This window comes from Corynebacterium glucuronolyticum DSM 44120 (genome assembly GCF_030440595.1).
Lineage (GTDB): Bacteria > Actinomycetota > Actinomycetes > Mycobacteriales > Mycobacteriaceae > Corynebacterium > Corynebacterium glucuronolyticum.
This window is the reverse complement of sequence record NZ_CP047452.1, coordinates 1,269,233-1,288,887: the sequence shown is the minus strand read 5'-3', so window position 1 is coordinate 1,288,887 and position 19,655 is coordinate 1,269,233. Positions and strand designations below refer to the sequence as shown.

Genomic DNA, 19,655 nt, shown 5'->3' with positions numbered 1-19,655 from the left:
ACTGCCCGCACCCGATTCACGCCTGTAGTCCAAGGCACTCCGAGGTCAACGAGATTCGATTCCAAGGCTCTCCGGGCACAAGACACAAAACATTGACAAAACATTGAACCGCCACACGTTGAACGAGTCGTTTCTCCTCTGCCGATAAAGAGCTGATTAGCTCGAACCTCTCACGCGGGGTACCGAGTATCCCTTGTGTAAAGGAACTCAAGGAGCGAGCACGTCAGTATCGTCGGTAACACCGTAGAGCAGCCAAGGCCAGGTATTGCACCAAGCGAACAGTCGCTTCGGGGTCCTGCTACCGCTGTTGCCTGGTCGATTCGGACATCACAATAGGAAATTTTCCAACGGGCGGCCCCAATGTAGGTATGTCTATAATTGGCGAAAGGTAGCATGTGTTGCCCCTTTCGGGGCTCTCGCCCCGCCCGCTGAGAAGAAAGGTCATCTGTGACAGCTCTACCCGACGACTACGCACCCGAAAAGCGAACCATCAAGCGGGTCGGCATCATCACAAACCCTGAATCCGGGAACCGGTCACAGGAAGCGACGGCAGCGGCCGCAGCGGAGTTTGTCCGTCACGGTGTCAACGTAACGTCAGCAACTGGACTCGACCCCGACTCCACACGCGAGATCGCATCATGGATGATCCGAGATCGCCACATCGATGCGATTGTGGTGTCCGGTGGTGACGGACTCATCCACCATGTCTTGCAATCACAAGCTGGGACGGATGTCCCGATGGGTATTATCCCTGCGGGCACGGGCAACGACTTTGCGCACCATTACGGGTTACCACGAAACCCGGTCAAAGCAGCTCGTCTTATCGCTGCCGGAAAAACACAACACGCAGATCTTGGAATCCACACCACCGCCGAAGGCGTGCGCGAGTATTTTGCAACCATAACCTGTTGTGGCTTCGATTCACGTGTCAATGCCAGAACCAACCGGTTGTCATGGCCGAAAGGTACACCCCGGTACGTGTTGGCTGTGTTACTCGAAGCTCTCAATTTCCATGGATACCCCGCAAAGATCACTCTCGATCACAAGCATGTTTTGGAACAGGATCTTTTCACCACCGTCGCAGTGGGTATCACGAGTTCCTACGGGGGAGGCATGAAAATCAGTCCGGATGCTGACCACACCGACGGACTGCTGGATATCACCGTAATTTACGGGATGAGTATTCCACAAGCGCTCAAAACCTTCCCGAAAATCTTTCGCGGAGAATTCTCCAGCCAAGATGGCGTAAACACGTACCACGCCAAGCATGTCCGCGTTGAGCTCGAAGGCGCGCCTGTGTTTTCCGACGGGGACTTTGTGAGCGATCCTCCCATTGAAGTTGACATCGCTCCTGCGGCCGGGCTCTTTTTCGTCCCGTAGCTTCTTTTTCAAGCGCAGGCGTAGAGCTAGCAGGCACCCATATCTTCCGCCTACACCCATCGGCGACGTGAACCCCCGTCGCCCATCATTGATGTGACGAGGCCTACGTCCTCCCCTAGCTCCTCTATCCCCTCCTGTATACCCCATGTCTACTGTTTCGTCCCTTGGGCTTTGACAAAAGCAAAAGCCGCCCGCCGGAAACCGGGGGCGGCTAGCAAAGCGTTACGCTTTTATCGCTTAAGCAGCGTTCTTCGGGGCGTTGACGTCCTCAGGGAGGGCGTTCTTAGCAGCCTCGCAGATAGCGGAGAACGCAGCGAAATCATTCACGGCGAGCTCAGCGAGGATCTTGCGATCAACCTCGATCTCAGCAAGGCGCAGGCCCTGGATGAGACGGTTGTAGGTAATGCCGTTCATGCGTGCAGCCGCGTTGATACGGGTAATCCACAGGCGACGGAACTGGCTCTTACGCTTACGACGATCGCGGTAAGCGTACGTCATAGAGTGCAGCCACTGCTCCTTGGCCTTACGGTACAGGCGGGAACGCTGGCCACGGTAGCCCTTAGCGGACTTGAGGATTTCGCGACGCTTCTTCTTGGCGTTAACTGAACGCTTCACACGTGCCATCTTGATACTTCCTTCGGTTTATAGCTTGATATATCGGACTATGGGCGAGGCGACTTATGCCTTGCCAAGAAGGCGCTTTACGCGCTTGACGTCTGCCGGGGCAACGTCCACGGTGCCCTTGAGACGGCGGGTGCGCTTCGAAGGCTTGCTCTCAAGAAGGTGGCGACGGCCAGCACGCTCACGGCGGAGCTTGCCCTTGCCAGAAATCTTCACACGCTTAGCCATGCCCTTGTGGGTCTTCTGCTTCATGGGATAAGTCCTTACTCTCTTAAAAGATCTGCTTGCAGATGGTTTACTTCTTGCCCTTGCGGACAGGACCGAGAACCATCGTCATATTGCGGCCGTCCTGTTTCGGGCGGGACTCGACGGTGCCGTAGTCCTTGACGTCCTCAGCGAGACGCTCTAGCAGGCGATAACCTAGCTCCGGACGGGATTGCTCCCTACCACGGAACATAATGGTCACCTTTACCTTCGAGCCTTTCTCGAGGAAGCGGACGACATTGCCCTTCTTCGTCTCGTAATCGTGATCATCGATCTTGGGACGAAGCTTCTGCTCCTTGACCACAGTCTGCTGCTGGTTCTTCCGAGCCTCGCGAGCTTTCTGTGCCTGCTCATACTTGTATTTCCCGTAGTCCATGATTTTGCACACGGGAGGCTTAGCCTTGGGTGCGACTTCGACCAGATCAAGGTCGGCGTCGTACGCGAGCCGTTGAGCATCCTTAACCTTAACGATGCCAACCTGCTCACCACTAGGCCCGATTAGACGGACCTCGGGAACTCGGATTCGCTCATTGATGCGAGCTTCAGCGCTGATGTGGACTCCTCAATTCACAGAAAATTTACGGTTAGTTTCGACCGCGCATGTTGCTTTGATGGACAGTCAAGCGCTTTCCCCATACAAAAAATCCCACCTGCTGTTGCCAGCACGTGGGAGATCCGTACGCTCTACATCCGAGGATGAGAGTATAACCATTATCCTTCCCGGATAAACCGGGCGGCATCTGGTGGGAGGGACCTCCACTTGATGTACACCGCATTAACGCGGTAGCTGTTGCAATATAACACACCGTGGCAAAAACGCCAAATCCAGACTGTCGTACACATTTAATGCACATCAATCGACTGCGCTGTCCGACGCACGACCCACTAGACAGAGACACTTTGCAAGAAAGAGTGTCTATTGAACGGTTAAAATTATACCCCATGCACCGCCGTCTCGCCGTCTTACTAACAGCTGCCAGTGTTCTGGCACCAGCAACTGCAGTTCTCACACCGGACACCGCTCACGCTTTCCCTGGTTGCACACCCATCCTCGTCATACAGGCGGCAGGTACCGGATATTCGAACAGAGCTCAGACAGCGGACCCGATCCCCCTGTACACCAGCGGCTGGAATCCAACCGATAAGCTTCAGCAAGAATTTGGTGTTCGCAATGTTGCCGGGTTTAACGTTGCCTATCCAGCAAGTCTCGGGCGCATCAACGCATTAACGCCAGGGCCGGTAAGCTCCGAGGCCGCTACGTATGGGGAGTCAGTCTTGGCCGGTGTGGAGACGGCCACCGCCGAATTAACACGTCTTGGTCGACGCTGCCCCAGCACAAAATTCTTCCTGGTCGGGTATTCCCAAGGCGCATCAGTGATCGGAAATGCCGCCGCCGAGGTCGCAGCCGGTCGTGTTTCTCACGTCAAACCGGAACAAATCGGTGGCGTTGTCCTGGTCGCAGACCCCGGACGCTCACCTATCATCGACAAGCCGACACAGGACCAGGCGGACCTCGCCGCAAAGAACGGTGGCGTCTTTGCCGCCAACGGCGAAATCATCGTCGGCGGGTCCACCGGTGTCTTACCCGGTCGAGTCGGCATGACGGGCGCCCGTCCGACACCTTTTACTGGTCTCGAAGGCACAGTTATCTCCATCTGCGACAGCAACGACATGGCCTGCTCGATTCACGAGGGCTCGCTCATCCGCGATGTCGCAAACTTTGCCAATCGTGTCGATTTGCCAGGCCTCGCGGATGACCAAACTAGTAAAGCGATCGACAGTGTCAGGGGACAGCTCGAAGCTGGAATTCCCCTCGACACAGCCCTCATCACCGCAGGTCTGGACTGGATCAACATCCTCAGCATTACCGCCGCACTTGTGGAGGTAGCGAGCTATCTGAAGATCGTCGTTGACCACACACGCCCGGATCTTAACTTTGCGCAGCTAGTAGCGCTTTCTCTCATCGCTGCCACCCCCGGGTTGGCGGCTAAGGGAAATACGGCCGAGTACCTTCTGCCTGCAGCTGAAGGCCTGGCTTCCCAGGTAGAGACACTCTCCCCCGATGCTGCAGCCATCATCACGCTGGCAACCGAGTCAACGCGACTCGTATTCACCGCCGAGGAGCCATTCGACGCTCCCGGCGATGGCCGCGCGTCCGCTACCCGACGGGATGTGTCTAATTTAGGCCAATTCATTGCAACTCAGACCGGTCTCTCCCCGCTTTTGGAAGACCCAGCTAACGCGAACTTGATCGAATCGATGGCTGTCGCCGGAGATTTCGGGTTTGCCCATATCTCCTATTTCGATGGGCACTTCAAGGTTGGCGACCGCAACGGCTCTGACTTTGCAGATGACTGGCTAGCCGCGCGAGCTGCCACCATCCTCAAAACTGATAGCGGCAGTTCCTAGTCCTGAAGGAATCCCAGCCCGGCACGACGGGACTCCTAGTCCAGGATGACGCGGTAATTTAAAGGCACGTGCGCTTACTTTGCCCCCTTTGCCGTGCCCGCGAGCATCTCTTTGAGGTACATGCCGGTATAAGAGCCTTTGACCTTGGCTACGTCCTCAGGTGTTCCCTGCGCAACGACGCGACCGCCACCTGAACCGCCTTCAGGCCCCATATCAATAATCCAGTCTGCAGCCTTGATTACATCGAGGTTATGTTCAATGACGATGACGGTATTGCCCTTATCCACAAGCCCGTTAATCACAAGCATGAGCTTGGAAATGTCATCGAAATGCAAACCTGTCGTCGGTTCATCGAGGATATATACTGTGCGCCCCATCGACCTCTTTTGCAGTTCTGCGGCAAGCTTCACGCGCTGAGCTTCACCTCCGGACAGCGTTGTTGCCGCTTGACCGAGCTTGACGTAACCAAGCCCCACCTCATCAAGGGTATTGAGGTAGCGATGAATGGAGGAGATGTTCTTGAAGAACTCGGTGGCCTCAGAAATCGGCATATCCAATACTTCGGCAATGTTCTTGCCCTTGTACTTCACCTCCAACGTCTCCCGGTTGTAGCGTGCGCCATGGCACACCTCACAGGGAACATAGACGTCGGGCAGAAAGTTCATCTCAATTTTCAGGGTGCCATCGCCTTGACATGCTTCACAACGCCCACCCTTGACATTGAACGAGAAACGCCCAGGCTTGTAGCCTCGTACCTTCGCCTCATTCGTCTCGGCAAACAACTTGCGCACCTTGTCAAAAACGCCGGTGTACGTAGCCGGGTTCGAGCGGGGTGTGCGCCCAATCGGGGATTGATCTACCTGTACAAGTTTGTCCAGGTTCTCCAGCCCCGTCACATCTTTCACGTACCCGGGAACCTGGCGCGCCCTGTTGAGCTTATTTTGAAGAGTCTTCGCCAAAATCTGGTTGACCAGAGTAGATTTACCCGAACCACTCACACCCGTGACGCAGGTCAGCACACCTTTAGGGAAAGACACGTCGATTCCCCTCAGGTTGTTTTCGGACGCCTTCACAACATTAATCATGTTGTGCTTGTCCACAGGGCGCCGCGCATCCGGAACAGGGAGGATCTTTTTACCAGACAAATATTGTCCGGTCAGCGATTCCTCGCAAGCGTAAAGCCCCTCTGGCGAGCCCTGGTACACCACCTCGCCACCGTGGACACCGGCCCGCGGTCCGATATCCACCACGTAGTTGGCTTCTCTGATCGTATCCTCGTCGTGCTCAACGACGATCAGGGTGTTGCCGATGTCTCGCAGATGCTTCAGTGTCTCAATTAGGCGATGATTGTCGCGCTGATGAAGGCCGATAGACGGCTCATCCAGCACGTACAGAACACCTGCTAATCCCGACCCAATCTGGGTAGCCAGGCGGATACGTTGGGCCTCACCACCGGACAAGGTCCCGGCAGCTCGAGACAGCGTGAGGTAATTAAGTCCGACATCCTGGAGGAACTTAAGCCGGGCATCGATCTCCCGGAGGATCGCCTCTGCAATCTTGCGCTCCCGCACCCCGAGGTCAAGATCGCGGATAAAGTCCAGGGCATCATCAATGGATAGATCCGTCAGCCCCGCAATGGAGCACTCACCATGTTCATGAGAAGCAAGGCGCACGGCGAGAATCTCGTCGCGTAGTCTGGCCCCCTTACACGTGGGGCAGGGAACCTCACGCATGTAGGCCATGAGACGATCCTTGGAGCTCTCTGTCCCAGCCTGGTCAATCTTTCGGTGAACAAAATTGGCAGCGCCTTCAAACGGAGCCGTCCAATTTCGCATCCGTCCGTATCGGTTCTTGTATCGAACGCTCACCTTTTCCTTGGTGCCGAAAATGAGAGCCTTTTGCTGCTGCTTCGTTAACTCGCTGTACGGCTGCTCGGGATCGAAGCCGAGGGCTGCGCCCAGCCCTTTAACCAATGCCCGGAAGTAGGAGCTATTCGGCGAAGAACTCCACGGGTGCACCGCCTCATTTGTCGGCGCATCAGGGTTAGGAACCAAAAGGTCGAGATCAACTTCTTGCTTAAACCCCAGACCGTCGCAGGCCGGACACGCACCGTACGGTGAGTTGAAGGAGAAAGCACGCGGTTCCAGGTCTTCGACATCGAGTTGGTGGCCGTTGGGACAGGCCATTTGCTCAGAGAAGGTGAGCTGCTCTCCGGAATCGATAAAGTCAGCGACGACAACGCCGTCGGCAAGCGCTAGTGCTTGTTCCACAGAATCGGTGAGGCGCTGCCTTTGGGACTCTTTCACCTGAAGTCGATCGACCACGACATCAATATCGTGCTTAATCTGCTTCTTTAACTTCGGTGGATCGGAAAGCTGGTGCATGTCGCCATCGACGATGACGCGGGAAAAACCTTGCGCGGCAAGACTTTCGAAGAGCTCGACGTGCTCGCCCTTGCGGGTCTTAACCACAGGCGCAAGAATCTGGAATTTCGCTCGTTCCGGTTGCTCCAGAATCTGGTCGACGATCTGCTGGGGAGTCTGTTTGGCAATCGGAGCGTCACACTCGGGGCAATGGGCGGTGCCCGCACGCGAATAGAGAAGACGCAGGTAATCGTAAATTTCTGTGATTGTACCGACGGTTGAACGCGGGTTGCGGTTCGTGGACTTCTGGTCGATAGACACGGCAGGCGAAAGCCCCTCAATGAAGTCCACGTCTGGCTTGTCCATCTGTCCCAGGAACATACGTGCGTAACTGGAGAGGCTCTCAACGTACCGGCGTTGCCCCTCAGCAAAGATGGTATCGAAAGCGAGCGAGGATTTGCCGGATCCGGACAAACCGGTAAAGACGACGAGCTCATCACGCGGGATATCCACGTTTACACCCTTCAGGTTATTTTCTCTCGCCCCGCGGACAACCAACCGATCAGCCACTTACACGATCTCCTTTTTGCGCTCTAGCGGGCAGCGCTTTCAGCTGCCAATACCGTCTCGAACATACCAGCGAACTGGGCCATTCGCTAAATCTAGCACGGTTTACTTCAACTGACCCGGGATGACTTTTATTCCCACACACAGTCATCTCATACTTACTTCCATCCCTTATTCCCTCCCGCCAAAACTTGTCTACCTATTTTCTTCCATCAGCACTCGTCGCCCGGTTTATGTCTGTCAGCACCCGTCGTCCTATTTACTTCCGCCAGCACCCGTCGCCTGCCCTTCTATAGGGATCAGGCTGGAGCCACTTTGTCACTCGAGGTTACTCACTCGGTTCGCTCGCGAAGAGCTATTATCCGACGACTTACTCCTCAAAGCTTGGCTATCCTTAAAAGTATGAGTTTGACTTTGCACCACGTTTCTGTGTCTTCCATGGACAACAACTGCTACCTCCTGGTTGAGGGATCTCACGGTTTGCTTGTCGACGCCGCGGCCGATGCGCCGGCTCTTCTTGATCTCGCAACTTCCGCTGGATGCACCATCACGGGAGTGCTCACCACGCACCGCCATCACGACCACGTCGGTGCACTGGAAGAGGTGCTCCGCGAAACGGGAGCTACTCATTATGCGTCAGCATTGGATGCGCCCGCTCTCCCCTGCCCTGTGGATGTCGAACTCAACCATGGCGACACTCTGGAGTTTGAGGGGCACCGCTTCCCCGTCATAATTCTTCGTGGCCACACCCCCGGTGGCGCAGCAATTTTCGCCGAGATCGACGGCAAGCAGCACCTTTTCGTCGGGGATAGTCTCTTCCCCGGTGGCGTGGGAAAGACCAATTCGCCAGCGGAGTTTCAGCAGCTCCTTACCGATGTAACGGAGAGGCTTTTTGATGAGTACCCGGACGAAACCATTGTGCACCCCGGCCACGGAAAGCCCACAACGCTCGGTGAAGAACGACCTCATCTCGGTGAATGGCGAGAACGTGGCTGGTGATTAACCGGGTTACTGTACACTAAAACAGAGCACTAGAGAACGAACTTTTGAAGGAGCGTTACAACACATGATCCGGAAGATTATCCGACCCATGATTGCGGCAGTCTATGTTGCAGATGGTGTCAAAGCACTGAGCAAGCCGGAGGATTACGTCGAGGGAACCAAGAGCGTGCTGGACAGCGCCCGTGCCGTTCTCCCCTCTCAGTACAAGGGATACGTGCCCACCGATGCCACGATGGTTACCCAGGCCGCAGCCGGTACCCGCGTCGGCGCCGGTTCGTTGCTCGCCCTCGGTAAGGCTCCACGCCTAGCCGCCAGCACCCTGGCACTCATCTCTGTGCCCACCATTTACGCCCGTAACGCATTCTGGAACACGGACGACGACCAGGAGAAGGAGCAGCGCAAGAACGGTCTGCTAACCAACCTTGCCCTCCTCGGCGGATTGGTTCTTACCTCCCTCGACACCGAGGGCAAGCCCGGTCTCGCGTGGCGTGCAAAGGATGCCGGACGTCGCGCTAACAAGGCCGTCCAGCAAGCTCTCCCAGGCAAGAGCGAGCAGGAGGAAATCCGCGACAACCTCGTAGAGGGCGCATCTAACGCTCGCGACAACATCGTGGAAGGTGCTACCGTCGCAGGTACCGCCGCCGCTGGTTTCTTCTCCAACGCTGGTGAGAAGCTTGCCGACGCATGGAACGATGTCACGGACTACGTCGAGGACAACAAGGACGACTGGCTCTCCACCGCAAAGAAGAACGCCAAGATCGCTAAGAAGCGCCTGGTGAAGGCCGCCGACAAGGCCCAGAAGCGCGCCGCCGAGGCCGCCGACGAGGCCCAAAAGCGTGGCGAGGAAGCCGCCAAGAACGGCAAGAAGTCCGCTCAAAAGCTGGCTAAGAAAGCCGATAAGCGCGCCAACAAGCTCAGCAAGCAGGCAGAAAAAGCCGCTAACAAGGCAGAAAAGAAGTTCTCCAAGAAGCTGGAGAAGCTGAGCTAAACTCTGAGCAGAAGATAGACCCAAGCATCCTGGGGCCGTTAACGGCCCCAGGATGTTTTTCGTCTGTCCCGCTCACGTCCTCCCCAGTACCACTTCACCACGAGAGCCCAACACGCAAAGTACAGCGGGGATACCACCACAGCCCAGACGGGTCTCTCGCGGATCCCACAGCCGGGATGGGAAACCACAGGGGCATCGTCCCTGGCGGCCCTGCCTCAGCTCTGCATTAACAGCCCCTTTGGCAAAGTACGATTGAGAATCAAGATATAAACGATGATCACCGTCATCTGTGTGAGCACGTAAAGAACATTCTTTCCGAGGGTTAGGTCAGCTTCGACGGTGAAGCCTTCAGAAATGTTAATGAGCTGGTGCGTAATAATGCACGGCCATAGACTGCCACCTCGGTAGACAATGGTGACAAAGAGAAAGCCAACGGCGATGGCGAAAACAACTTGCAGCAACGTAACCGTTAGTGACTGGCCACTTCCGTTCACGCTATTCACGATGTGCCCAATCCCAAATGTGACGCTGGAGACAACGATTGCCTGACGCAAGCTTTCCTCCGCCATTGCTCTGAATAGGAACCCACGAAAAATCAATTCTTCAAGAAAACCGACGCACGCCATAAGACAGATGTAGAAACCAGTTTCCACGACGGTGTACCGAAGACCAATACCATTCCATAGGGCGCCGCTTATCAGAATGAGGAGCGGAATGTAAAAGACAAAGCGCTTCGCCGACAACTGCGGACTGCGAATCCCGTAACGCTGGAAAAGTCCATGCCTGCGTAGAAACAAATACAGGATGATTGTTTGGGTTGCCGCAAACAGAGCACTGAAGGAGAATTTGATGCCAACCGTATCATTGAGAGAAAAGGCCAAGGATTGCAGGACACAGTAGATCGCAATCCAGGTGAGCGAGAAGAGCAACTCACTTTTGTCGTACAGTTTTTTCATTGTGGCCCTCCTGGGCAACAGATATTGCGCCATTAAAGACGCTGGATAATTGAGACGTGACAAATTCCTCTCTGTATTCCAGCAGATGGTTGGAAAGCAGGCTTGCATACCCGTGAGTAACCATGGCTAGGCTCATGAACACCGTTTTCGCTTGCTGAATGTCCAATGCGGTCTCTGTCTGCAGAGCGGAGAGCAACGGGGCAAGCTCGTCGCTGTCAAATGTTTCATTAAGACTTTGATGCGGAGAAAAAGCACTTTGGAAGAGGAAACGGAATAGGGGCGCCTCTTCTCTTGCAAAGCGAATATGGTTCATTCCGATGGACAGGAAAGGCGATCCGCTTTCGCCTCGTTGCCGTAGCAGGTATTCCGTGTGAAATTGGTCGGCACGTTCGTACACCGCTTCTTTGAGCAGGTCCATGGTTTGGAAGTGGTACATGACCGGCTGAGTGGAGCACCCCAATTCACTGGCAATGCGTCGCACATTCAACTGCTCTATGCCAGACTCACGCACGACCGCGAAGGCTGCATCGAGAATGTCCTCCCGCTTTACTTTAGGCTTTGGCGGCATGCTCATCCCCTTACATAACACTCGTTACATAACATCCATTATAGAACGAACGTCTATACGCGCAATTTCAGTTGCGCTACCGGCGCAGCACATAGTCAGCTGTGTTTCTTTTTCATCGTTAACAGCCCTCTTCATATTCTCTTTCCCCACGTTGCGCCCTCCCCCTTCTCGCGTCACCCACCATCGGTTCCCCGAGTTACATCGCACAACACATTCCCGTCTCGCTTGTCTCTCCCGGCATGAATTTATTCGAGCGGGAATGAATAACAATGGTGGCGCGTTCACCATAACGAACGCGTTGAAAAGTTGGGGTGAGGATCGCACATTGCCTTTGGCAGTTTTGGGTCGCAACATCTTCTCCCCCATGCAGGACGCAGCGCCCCGGAAATCGCCCATTGATCACTCGTTCATGCGCCCTCAGACAGAATTTTGGATGGCGGCATGCGCGCCACCGGTGGGACACGCTTCGCGCATGGAGGCAACCTGCTAAAACGTCAACTGCCTGTTGGCCTGACAGCACGTGGAGTATTCTAGGTCCCTTAACGTTATACGTGTCCATACGCAGCAGTACAGAAATTTTGGACAACCATCTGGAGGTTAATCACACGTGACTGACAATGATCGCCTCATTGATGACTCGATCGCAGCCGAACAGGAATACGTCGATGGACTGTTTCGGCGAATCGACGGCGACATTGACACGGCCAGGGCACGGCTTGAATCCGCCGTGAAGAAGCTCGACACCAACAGTCCCCTCGCCGAGGACCTTGTCCAACGTGAGGTAGAGGTAGCAACACTTGCCAAGCGTCTCGACCGCATGAATCTTGCGCAAGTTGGACTCGTCTTTGGTCGCATTGACATCGATGACAACGACCCCGAAACCCCTGTTCCCGGTAAAGACAAGCAGGATCGCCGGTACATCGGGCGATTGGGTGTCGATGCCCCCGAGGACCATTACCGCACCCTCCTACTGGATTGGCGCGCGCCGGCGGCACGCCCGTACTATCTCGCTACAACAGCTCAGCCCGAGGGCGTTCACGTTAGACGCCACATCCGGATGTCGTCTCGCGAGGTTACGGACATCACGGATGAGGTACTCAACGAGGACGCGCGAGCAGACCACCCCACGGCTAATCAGCTAGCGAGCGACACTGTTGCCGGTGAATCAGCTCTTTTTGAAGCACTCAATCGTGCGCGCACCGGTTACATGTCCGACATCGTGGAGACGATCCAGCGCGAACAGGACACCATTATCCGCGACCCTTCCCGCGGTGTCATGGTCGTGGAAGGTGGACCGGGTACGGGGAAGACAGCAGTTGCCCTGCACCGAGTCGCCTATCTGCTGTACACATGGCGAGATCAGCTCGCTAAAACAGGTGTCCTCCTCCTCGGTCCCAACACCACCTTCTTGGACTACATTTCTCGAGTTCTGCCCGAGCTTGGCGAAACGGGAGTGGTCCTCCGTACCGTCGGCACCTTGTACCCCGGCTTCACCCCGGTAGCCACCGAGACACTCCTGGGAAGGGAAATTAAGGGAAGCGAGGAGATGGTTCACATCCTCGCTGCCGCAGTGCAGCGTTACGAAGTGGTACCTGAGGAGTCAATCACCATCCAGCTAGACGGGGTGCGTGTAGATATCACTCCGGCGATGGTGAAGAAGTCTCGTACCCGCGCACGACGTTCCCGTAAGCCACACAACGAAGCACGTGGCATTTTCGCTGACCAGTTGGCCGAACTCACCGCAAATAGGCTCACCGAAATTATCGGCTCTGATCCTCTCGGGGGAGAAAACTTACTCTCAGCAGCCGACACAGCAGAGCTCACGGACGAGCTGCTCGAGGATCCACAGTTCATGTCTGTTGCTGACTCATTGTGGCCGGAACTTTCGCCCGAGGATGTACTTGCCGAAATGCTCAGCAACGAAGCAGTACTCAATGAGGTAGCTGGCGACTACGACGACGATACACACGACGGGTTGTTCCGCACTGATGGGTACGCCTGGACTGATTCCGATGCTGCTCTCGTCGACGAGCTTGCCCACCGCATTGGGGTACCGGATCCGGAGGAACAGCGGAAACGTGAAGAAAAGGAGTGGCAGCAGCAACTCGCGGAGGCACAGGAAGCTCTCGACGTGCTGCAATCCTCGGAGAATACGGACCTTGACGATGAGCTTGAAGCAGAAATTTTGTCCGCGCACGATGTCATCGATGCGGAGCAACTCGCCCGCCGCCAGCAGGAGACGGACAACCGCACAACAGTTGAGCGCGCCGCCGAAGATTACACGTGGGCATACGGCCATGTCGTCGTTGATGAGGCACAGGAACTCACCCCGATGGAGTGGCGGATGATTATGCGTCGTTCTCCTAACCGGTGGATGACCCTTGTCGGCGATACCGCGCAGACCTCGGCCCCAGCCGGCGTGGAAAGTTGGGAAGAAAGCTTGCAACCGTTCGTCGACAAGCGTTTCACCCTCCACCGCCTGACGGTCAACTACCGTACCCCGGCAGAGATCATGGAATATGCAAACGCCCTCCTGGAGAGCATCGACCCCGAGCAAGACCCTGCACGGGCAATTCGTTCTTCCGGTGAGCCTGTTCGGTTCCTCCCCTCAGGAACCGATCCCGAACAGGTTGCGTCCGAGTTCGCGGATGGACGCCTCGTACAGATCATCGACTCGGACAATGTCCACGACATCAAGGGACTCGAGTTTGACCATGTGATCCTCGTGGAGCCGAGCGCCATCATCGAGAATTCTCCCCAAGGACTGCAGGATCTCTACGTGGCCGCTACCCGCGCCACCCAGACCCTCACGATTATCGGCGAGCAGCGCTTTACTCGCCGGCATCCGAGGTGCAACGTTGACCTCCGGTAAGCCAGGCCACTCCTCCAGTAAGCGCTCTACTCCCCAGGCAAGCGTGCTACCCACCGGTGAGCATAAACCACGCTCCCTATTGGTGGGGTTCCGCCCCACTGGTGAGCTGGTTTGCGCGAGAAACACGAAACCCGCCGACCAAGAAGTAGGTCGGCGGGTGACAGCTATGCACGCCCCCTCCGAATATTAGAGCTACCAATATCAGAGGTAGCCCTCATTTCTGCGGATGCAGCTCGGAGCGCTAGCAAAGATCCGTTCGTGTCTTACTGAACGGTGTGGACGATCATGACGTCGCACTCGGACTGGCGGGCGACGTCTGCGGGCACAGAACCCAGCAGACGACCGGTCAGGGAGTTGATGCCACGGTTACCTACAACGAGCAGATCTGCTTCGTTCTCGTGAACGATCGCCATAAGAGCCTCAACTGGGGTGCCGGGCTTAATGGCGGTCTCAATGTTGGAGGCACCGACCTCCTCGGCGGTTGCGCGAGCAGTCTCAAGATTCTTGAGCGCCGGATCGTCACCCAAAACGGTCACGGAATCCTTGCGCAGAGTCTTGGTAGCCTGCTCTTCATTCTCGTAGTACGCGCAGCCGATGATCAGCTTTGCATCGAAGGATGCTGCGATCTGTGCAGCGCGCTTCACTGCGAGCAGTGAAGACTTTGAACCGTCAGTTCCCACAACGATGCTCTTATAAGCGGACATTCTGTACCTTCCGAATCTTCCACAAATTTGGTTTAATTGCCTGCATTCCAGACTACATGGTTGACTAAATGCCTGCTTCCTTTAGCCCCCTTAGCTCCTTTTCTAGGCTCACGATCTCATCGCGCAACCTGGCTGCAAGCTCGAAATTCAGCTCCCGGGCTGCTGCCCCCATCTGTGCGCGGAGATCCTTGATCAACTTTTCTACCTCATCCTGCGCCATCGTAGACACGTCGTAATCTTTCGCTACAACAGCATCTGCGCTGGGTGTCTCCCCTTCTTCGGCATCTTCATAGACGAGATCCAGAATGTCGGCGATTTTCTTACGCAGGGGTTGCGGGTCAATACCGTGTTCCTTGTTATATGCAATCTGCATCTCACGGCGACGCTCTGTCTCATCGATTGCCTGCTGCATGGAGTCCGTAATCGAATCGGCGTACATGTGCACCTCGCCCGAGACGTTGCGGGCCGCACGCCCGATTGTCTGAATGAGGGATTTCGTGGACCGAAGGAACCCTTCCTTATCGGCGTCGAGGATGGACACCAGCGAGACTTCGGGCAAGTCGAGCCCCTCGCGCAGCAGGTTAATGCCAACGAGAACGTCGTACTCTCCAAGGCGCAGTTTGCGCAGCAACTCAACACGCTGCAGGGTATCCACATCTGAGTGCATGTAGCGAACCCGCACTCCATTTTCCTGCAGGTACTCAGTGAGATCCTCCGCCATCTTCTTGGTCAACGTGGTGACAAGAACGCGCTCTTTCTTCTCAGCGCGCACCCGGATCTCATGGATGAGATCATCGATCTGTCCCTTGGTGGGCTTAACCACAATTTTCGGGTCGACGAGGCCAGTCGGACGAATGACCTGTTCAACGAACTCGCCGCCGGCCGCGGCAAGCTCATAATCGCCCGGAGTAGCTGACATGTACACTGTCTGCCCCTTGCGTTCCTCGAACTCCTCCCACGTCAGCGGGCGGTTATCTAGGGCGGAGGGAAGGCGGAAGCCAAACTCGACGAGGTTACGTTTGCGGGACGCATCCCCCTCATACATGCCACCGATCTGCGGGACAGTGACGTGAGACTCGTCGATAATCGTGAGAAAGTCTTCCGGGAAGTAATCAATCAGCGTCGGCGGCGGATCGCCCGCCTCACGGCCATCCATGTGCCTCGAATAGTTCTCGATACCGGAGCAGAATCCCATTTCCTCGATCATTTCAAGGTCATACTCCGTGCGCATGCGCAAACGTTGGGCTTCAAGCAGCTTGCCGCGGTTTTCGAAGGATGTAATCCGCTCCTCCAGCTCCTCCCGGATTTGCTCAATCGCCTTCTCCACACGCCCCTCTGAGGCGATGTAGTGCGTCGCCGGGAAGATACGAAGGACATCGACGTTGCGGATAATCTCGCCTGTCAGCGGATGGATGTAATAGAGCTGGTCAACCTCGTCGCCAAAGAACTCAACACGGACAGCAACCTCCTCGTAGGCAGGGATGATGTCCACTGTGTCCCCCTTGACACGGAATGCACCACGCTTCAGGTCATAATCGTTGCGCTCATATTGGATATCGACAAGCAGGCGGAGAAAACGGTCTCGGTCGATCTCCTCCCCTACCTCAATTTTTAGAGATCGATCAAGGTAGGACTGCGGGGTCCCCAGACCGTAAATACACGATACGGAACTCACCACGACAACATCTCGTCGTGACAGGAGCGCAGACGTAGCCGAGTGGCGAAGACGCTCCACATCCTCGTTGATGGAAGAATCCTTCTCGATGTATGTGTCCGTCTGCGCGATATACGCCTCTGGCTGGTAATAGTCGTAGTACGAGACGAAGTACTCTACCGCGTTATTCGGCAGCAGCTGGCGCAGCTCGTTGGCAAGCTGCGCTGCCAAGGTCTTGTTCGGTGCCATGACCAGTGTCGGCCGCTGCACCTGCTCAATCAGCCAGGCAGCCGTAGCAGACTTACCTGTGCCTGTCGCACCCATGAGCACGATGTCTTTTTCACCGCGCTGGATTCGCTCCGTCAGCTCCTTAATCGCTTTCGGCTGGTCACCCGCAGGCTCGTACTCAGAGATAACCTCAAAGGTTCCCTCACGGCGCTCGACCTCCTCCACAGGACGGAAATCAGAATGCGGTAAAACAGGGTGTTCCATAGGAAATGCCATACGTACAGTCTACGGTGATGCCAAAATCGCGGGCGCGAGCCAACCACCCGCTCTTCGTAGGCACCGCACAAGCACCGCCGCCGACCGCCCCCACCTGTAGCAGACCGCAGGCGATACCACCATGACTAGTGCCACTTGAGTCATTACAACGCAGTGCCAAAACGAACGGAAGAGAACTGGTAGCCGAATCGTCGTAAAGCCTTGAGAAGACTGCTGCGCTCCGGTCCGAAACGTGAATCCCGGCCGCGGCACCCATATGCGATAAATGCAATAGTCAGTGCAATAGTCGAGTATGGATGAATAGGGAAATGTAAGGATGACAGAAAGATGAGGAAGTGAGTAAAACCCTGGCGCTACGGCAAACGAAAACCACGTGATGGTTACATAGGTGTGCGGAAGTGAACACAAACTTATAGCATTTTTCGTTTCCGAGGCGTACCTGCGCGAATGGCTCAAGGTATAACCAGCCTGTTCAACATTTGTGGACACGCGCTAAAATTACGCCGTGACATCCATTATGCGATAAGTCAAAAACTTCCAGCTGTGTGCTTTACATCACACACCACGTTGGCAGGGCCATCCACGCCCGGCCAAGAGCCGCCGACCGAGGCGGCATTATTCCAGAAAGGTAAATGATGGCTGCAGACACATCAGATGCAGACCTCGTCGGGGTCGCAGGTGTCGCTTCGAAAAAGTCTCTGTACAAGCCCAAAAATCTCGTAACCGGTCCCCCACGTGAGGACAAGGCGTTCCTCGGTCACCCAGGTGGACTCCCCTGGATGCTACAGGTTGAAATGTGGGAACGATTTTCATGGTTCGGCATGCGAGCCATCCTCGTGTACTTCCTCACGGATACCATCGCCAACGGCGGCATGGGGCTTACAGACAATGCGGGCCAGGTGGTCATGGCCTCCTACGGTGCTGGCGTTCTCCTCATGACCATTCCCGGCGGCATCCTTGCCGACCGACTGTTAGGGCCATGGCTTTCAACACTATCTGGTGGTGCAGTCATTATGGGTGGCCACCTCGTCCTAGCGATCCCCACAGTTCCTACATCCTGGGTTGGCCTGGTCCTCATCGCAATTGGCACCGGCCTCATCAAGCCCAATCTCTCCACCGTCGTGGGCGGACTCTACGAGGAAGGCGATCCCAGGCGCGACCAAGGGTTCCTCTTCTTCTACATGTCGATCAATATCGGTTCCCTCTTCGCCCCTCTCATTACCGGTTTTCTCAAGGATCGTTACGGCTACCACGTAGGTTTCATCGCCGCCGCGATCGGCATGGCATTCGCACTCGTCGCCTTCGTGTACGGGCGAGGCAAGCTTCGTGAGTTCGCATTCAACATTCCCTACCCTATGCGCAAGGGCGAAGGTCGAAAGCTAGGCTTGGGAGCTATCGCGGTAGCCATAGGTTTCCTGGCGCTGGTCGGGCTGTGCACTGCCGTCTTCGGTGAGGTTACCTCCGGGATTGCGTACTCCCTCTTCCTGTTCGCGGTGGGCACGAGCCTTTTCTATTTCTTTACGATGTTTAGGTCTCCCCAGGTTACCGTCCACGAACGTGGGCATCTCATGGCGTTTATTCCCCTCTGGGTCGGCCAGGTTCTCTTCGTGATGATTTTCGAGCAAGCAGCCGGAAAAATGGCCACCTTCGCCAAGGACAATACGGACGGATCCATCGGTTCCCTGTTTACGCTCACTCCAGAGCAGTACCAGATGTTCAACCCGATTTTTGTCCTCATCTTTGCTCCCATCCTTGGCTGGATCTTTGCCAAGACGCAGGGCCACTTCCCCAACACTCCACAGAAATTTGCCCTGTCGGTTTTCATCATCGGACTCTCTGCACTTCTCATGGGCTTTGGCTTTAGCCAATGGCCCGGCGGCACCGGCGGGCTCTCCCCCTGGTGGTTCCTCGTTGCTGTGTTTGCCGTTCAGACCGTCGCCGAGGTGATGATGAATCCAATCGGGCTGTCTAGCGCAACCAAGCTCGCCCCGGTGAAGTTCGCGTCTCAGACAATGACCCTCTGGCTACTTGCAGCTGCGTGTGGCCAGGGTCTAGCGGCTGTCGTTATTGAACGCACCTCCGAGCTTGGCGATGTCGTGTTCTACTACGGTGTCGGCGGAGTCACCCTCGTTGTTGCGCTCGGTTTGTTCCTTATCTCTCCGTGGACACAGCGGCATATGGAAGATGTCGATCACCTCGAGCCACAGGAGCACGGTGACGCTGAGGCAGCACCTGGATCTACGACAGTGCAGACCACCCAGAAGTAATGCGGTACACCACCTCTTCGCCGTGGCGAGGGTTCGGATGCCCCACCCCCACTAATTGGACTCTCGAGTTCTCGGACTCGAGGGCCCTCCCCTTTGTGGGGTACAGCTCCTCCGCCCGACGTCTACAACAGACGGTGCACGTGCGTTCACGCAGCGAGTACGCTCCTGCGCATCCGCCTAGTCATCGCGAGGGAACAGGATCCGAGGCATCCCAACTATCGCGCTTTAGGTGCGCAGGCTGTCCCCGTCAGGTTCACGGGCTGTCACGCCAGATGCATGGGTTACCTCGGCAAACAACAACGCCAATGCTCTTCCCGACTATCTGTGGGGGCGGATCCCTCGGCTATTCCATCACTACTCTGTACATCTTCCAGTTGGTCATGCCGACTGCAAGAGAGACGGGAATGTCGCCCGCTTACCCGCCTTGCCGGAAAACGACGAATTGCTACCCTCAATGTGGGTTCCCACACGGAGGTCGAACGCAGAAGTACGCTTCAACAATCTCTGGCGAGGTCGATGACCACATGGAATCCGCT

The 19,655-nt window shown here is 55.9% G+C and carries 14 protein-coding genes; 6 read left to right on the top strand and 8 right to left on the bottom strand.

Features of this window, described 5'->3' with window-relative positions; genetic code table 11:
* Positions 1-447: 447 nt before the first annotated feature.
* Positions 448-1,380 carry a diacylglycerol kinase family protein gene (locus tag CGLUCO_RS05860; protein WP_005396202.1) on the top strand — a complete coding sequence of 311 codons (933 nt, stop codon included), beginning with the start codon at positions 448-450 and terminating at the stop codon, positions 1,378-1,380.
* Between the two features lie 237 nt (positions 1,381-1,617).
* Here the strand turns inward: CGLUCO_RS05860 and rplT are convergent, their stop codons facing one another.
* The 3 genes from rplT to infC are packed head-to-tail and all read right to left on the bottom strand — an operon-like array spanning position 1,618 to position 2,818.
* The gene (rplT, locus tag CGLUCO_RS05855; RefSeq protein WP_005392403.1) at positions 1,618-2,004 is read right to left on the bottom strand and encodes a 50S ribosomal protein L20; all 387 of its coding nucleotides are present in this window, start codon (positions 2,002-2,004) and stop codon (positions 1,618-1,620) included.
* Between the two features lie 54 nt (positions 2,005-2,058).
* The gene (gene rpmI / locus CGLUCO_RS05850; RefSeq protein WP_005392402.1) at positions 2,059-2,253 is read right to left on the bottom strand and encodes a 50S ribosomal protein L35; all 195 of its coding nucleotides are present in this window, start codon (positions 2,251-2,253) and stop codon (positions 2,059-2,061) included.
* A 43-nt stretch (positions 2,254-2,296) separates the two neighbouring features.
* Complete coding sequence (infC, locus tag CGLUCO_RS05845) at positions 2,297-2,818, bottom strand: translation initiation factor IF-3 (RefSeq protein WP_081446562.1); 522 nt, start codon at positions 2,816-2,818, stop codon at positions 2,297-2,299.
* 389 nt (positions 2,819-3,207) lie between these two features.
* On the opposite strand from infC, the gene CGLUCO_RS05840 reads away from it, so the two are divergent.
* Complete coding sequence (locus CGLUCO_RS05840; RefSeq protein ID WP_005396199.1) at positions 3,208-4,674, top strand: cutinase family protein; 1,467 nt, start codon at positions 3,208-3,210, stop codon at positions 4,672-4,674.
* 74 nt (positions 4,675-4,748) lie between these two features.
* Here CGLUCO_RS05840 and uvrA read toward each other — a convergent pair whose 3' ends face one another.
* Positions 4,749-7,607 carry an excinuclease ABC subunit UvrA gene (gene uvrA, locus CGLUCO_RS05835; RefSeq protein ID WP_005392398.1) on the bottom strand — a complete coding sequence of 953 codons (2,859 nt, stop codon included), beginning with the start codon at positions 7,605-7,607 and terminating at the stop codon, positions 4,749-4,751.
* A gap of 399 nt (positions 7,608-8,006) precedes the next feature.
* Between uvrA and CGLUCO_RS05830 the strand changes: the two genes are divergently transcribed.
* The gene (locus tag CGLUCO_RS05830; protein WP_005396195.1) at positions 8,007-8,603 is read left to right on the top strand and encodes an MBL fold metallo-hydrolase; all 597 of its coding nucleotides are present in this window, start codon (positions 8,007-8,009) and stop codon (positions 8,601-8,603) included.
* Positions 8,604-8,670: 67 nt separating this feature from the next.
* Positions 8,671-9,594: a DoxX family protein gene (locus CGLUCO_RS05825; RefSeq protein WP_005392394.1), complete on the top strand. Its 924-nt coding sequence runs from the start codon at positions 8,671-8,673 to the stop codon at positions 9,592-9,594.
* A gap of 215 nt (positions 9,595-9,809) precedes the next feature.
* Here the strand turns inward: CGLUCO_RS05825 and CGLUCO_RS05820 are convergent, their stop codons facing one another.
* Together CGLUCO_RS05820 and CGLUCO_RS05815 are read right to left on the bottom strand one after the other, a co-directional pair.
* Positions 9,810-10,550, bottom strand: coding sequence for a CPBP family intramembrane glutamic endopeptidase (locus CGLUCO_RS05820; protein WP_084036141.1), 741 nt, complete (start codon positions 10,548-10,550; stop codon positions 9,810-9,812).
* The gene (locus CGLUCO_RS05815; protein WP_232621852.1) at positions 10,525-11,118 is read right to left on the bottom strand and encodes a TetR/AcrR family transcriptional regulator; all 594 of its coding nucleotides are present in this window, start codon (positions 11,116-11,118) and stop codon (positions 10,525-10,527) included. The genes CGLUCO_RS05820 and CGLUCO_RS05815 overlap by 26 nt, the downstream gene beginning before the upstream one ends.
* Positions 11,119-11,725: 607 nt before the next feature.
* Between CGLUCO_RS05815 and CGLUCO_RS05810 the strand changes: the two genes are divergently transcribed.
* Positions 11,726-13,990 (top strand): HelD family protein, encoded by a 2,265-nt coding sequence (locus tag CGLUCO_RS05810; protein ID WP_084036139.1) that lies wholly within the window; start codon positions 11,726-11,728, stop codon positions 13,988-13,990.
* A gap of 263 nt (positions 13,991-14,253) precedes the next feature.
* Here the strand turns inward: CGLUCO_RS05810 and CGLUCO_RS05805 are convergent, their stop codons facing one another.
* Both CGLUCO_RS05805 and uvrB read right to left on the bottom strand, forming a co-directional pair.
* Complete coding sequence (locus CGLUCO_RS05805) at positions 14,254-14,694, bottom strand: universal stress protein (protein ID WP_005392388.1); 441 nt, start codon at positions 14,692-14,694, stop codon at positions 14,254-14,256.
* A 64-nt stretch (positions 14,695-14,758) separates the two neighbouring features.
* Complete coding sequence (gene uvrB / locus CGLUCO_RS05800) at positions 14,759-16,852, bottom strand: excinuclease ABC subunit UvrB (RefSeq protein ID WP_005392387.1); 2,094 nt, start codon at positions 16,850-16,852, stop codon at positions 14,759-14,761.
* 632 nt (positions 16,853-17,484) lie between these two features.
* Here uvrB and CGLUCO_RS05795 point away from each other — a divergent pair.
* The gene (locus CGLUCO_RS05795; RefSeq protein WP_005392386.1) at positions 17,485-19,119 is read left to right on the top strand and encodes a peptide MFS transporter; all 1,635 of its coding nucleotides are present in this window, start codon (positions 17,485-17,487) and stop codon (positions 19,117-19,119) included.
* Positions 19,120-19,655 lie beyond the last annotated feature (536 nt).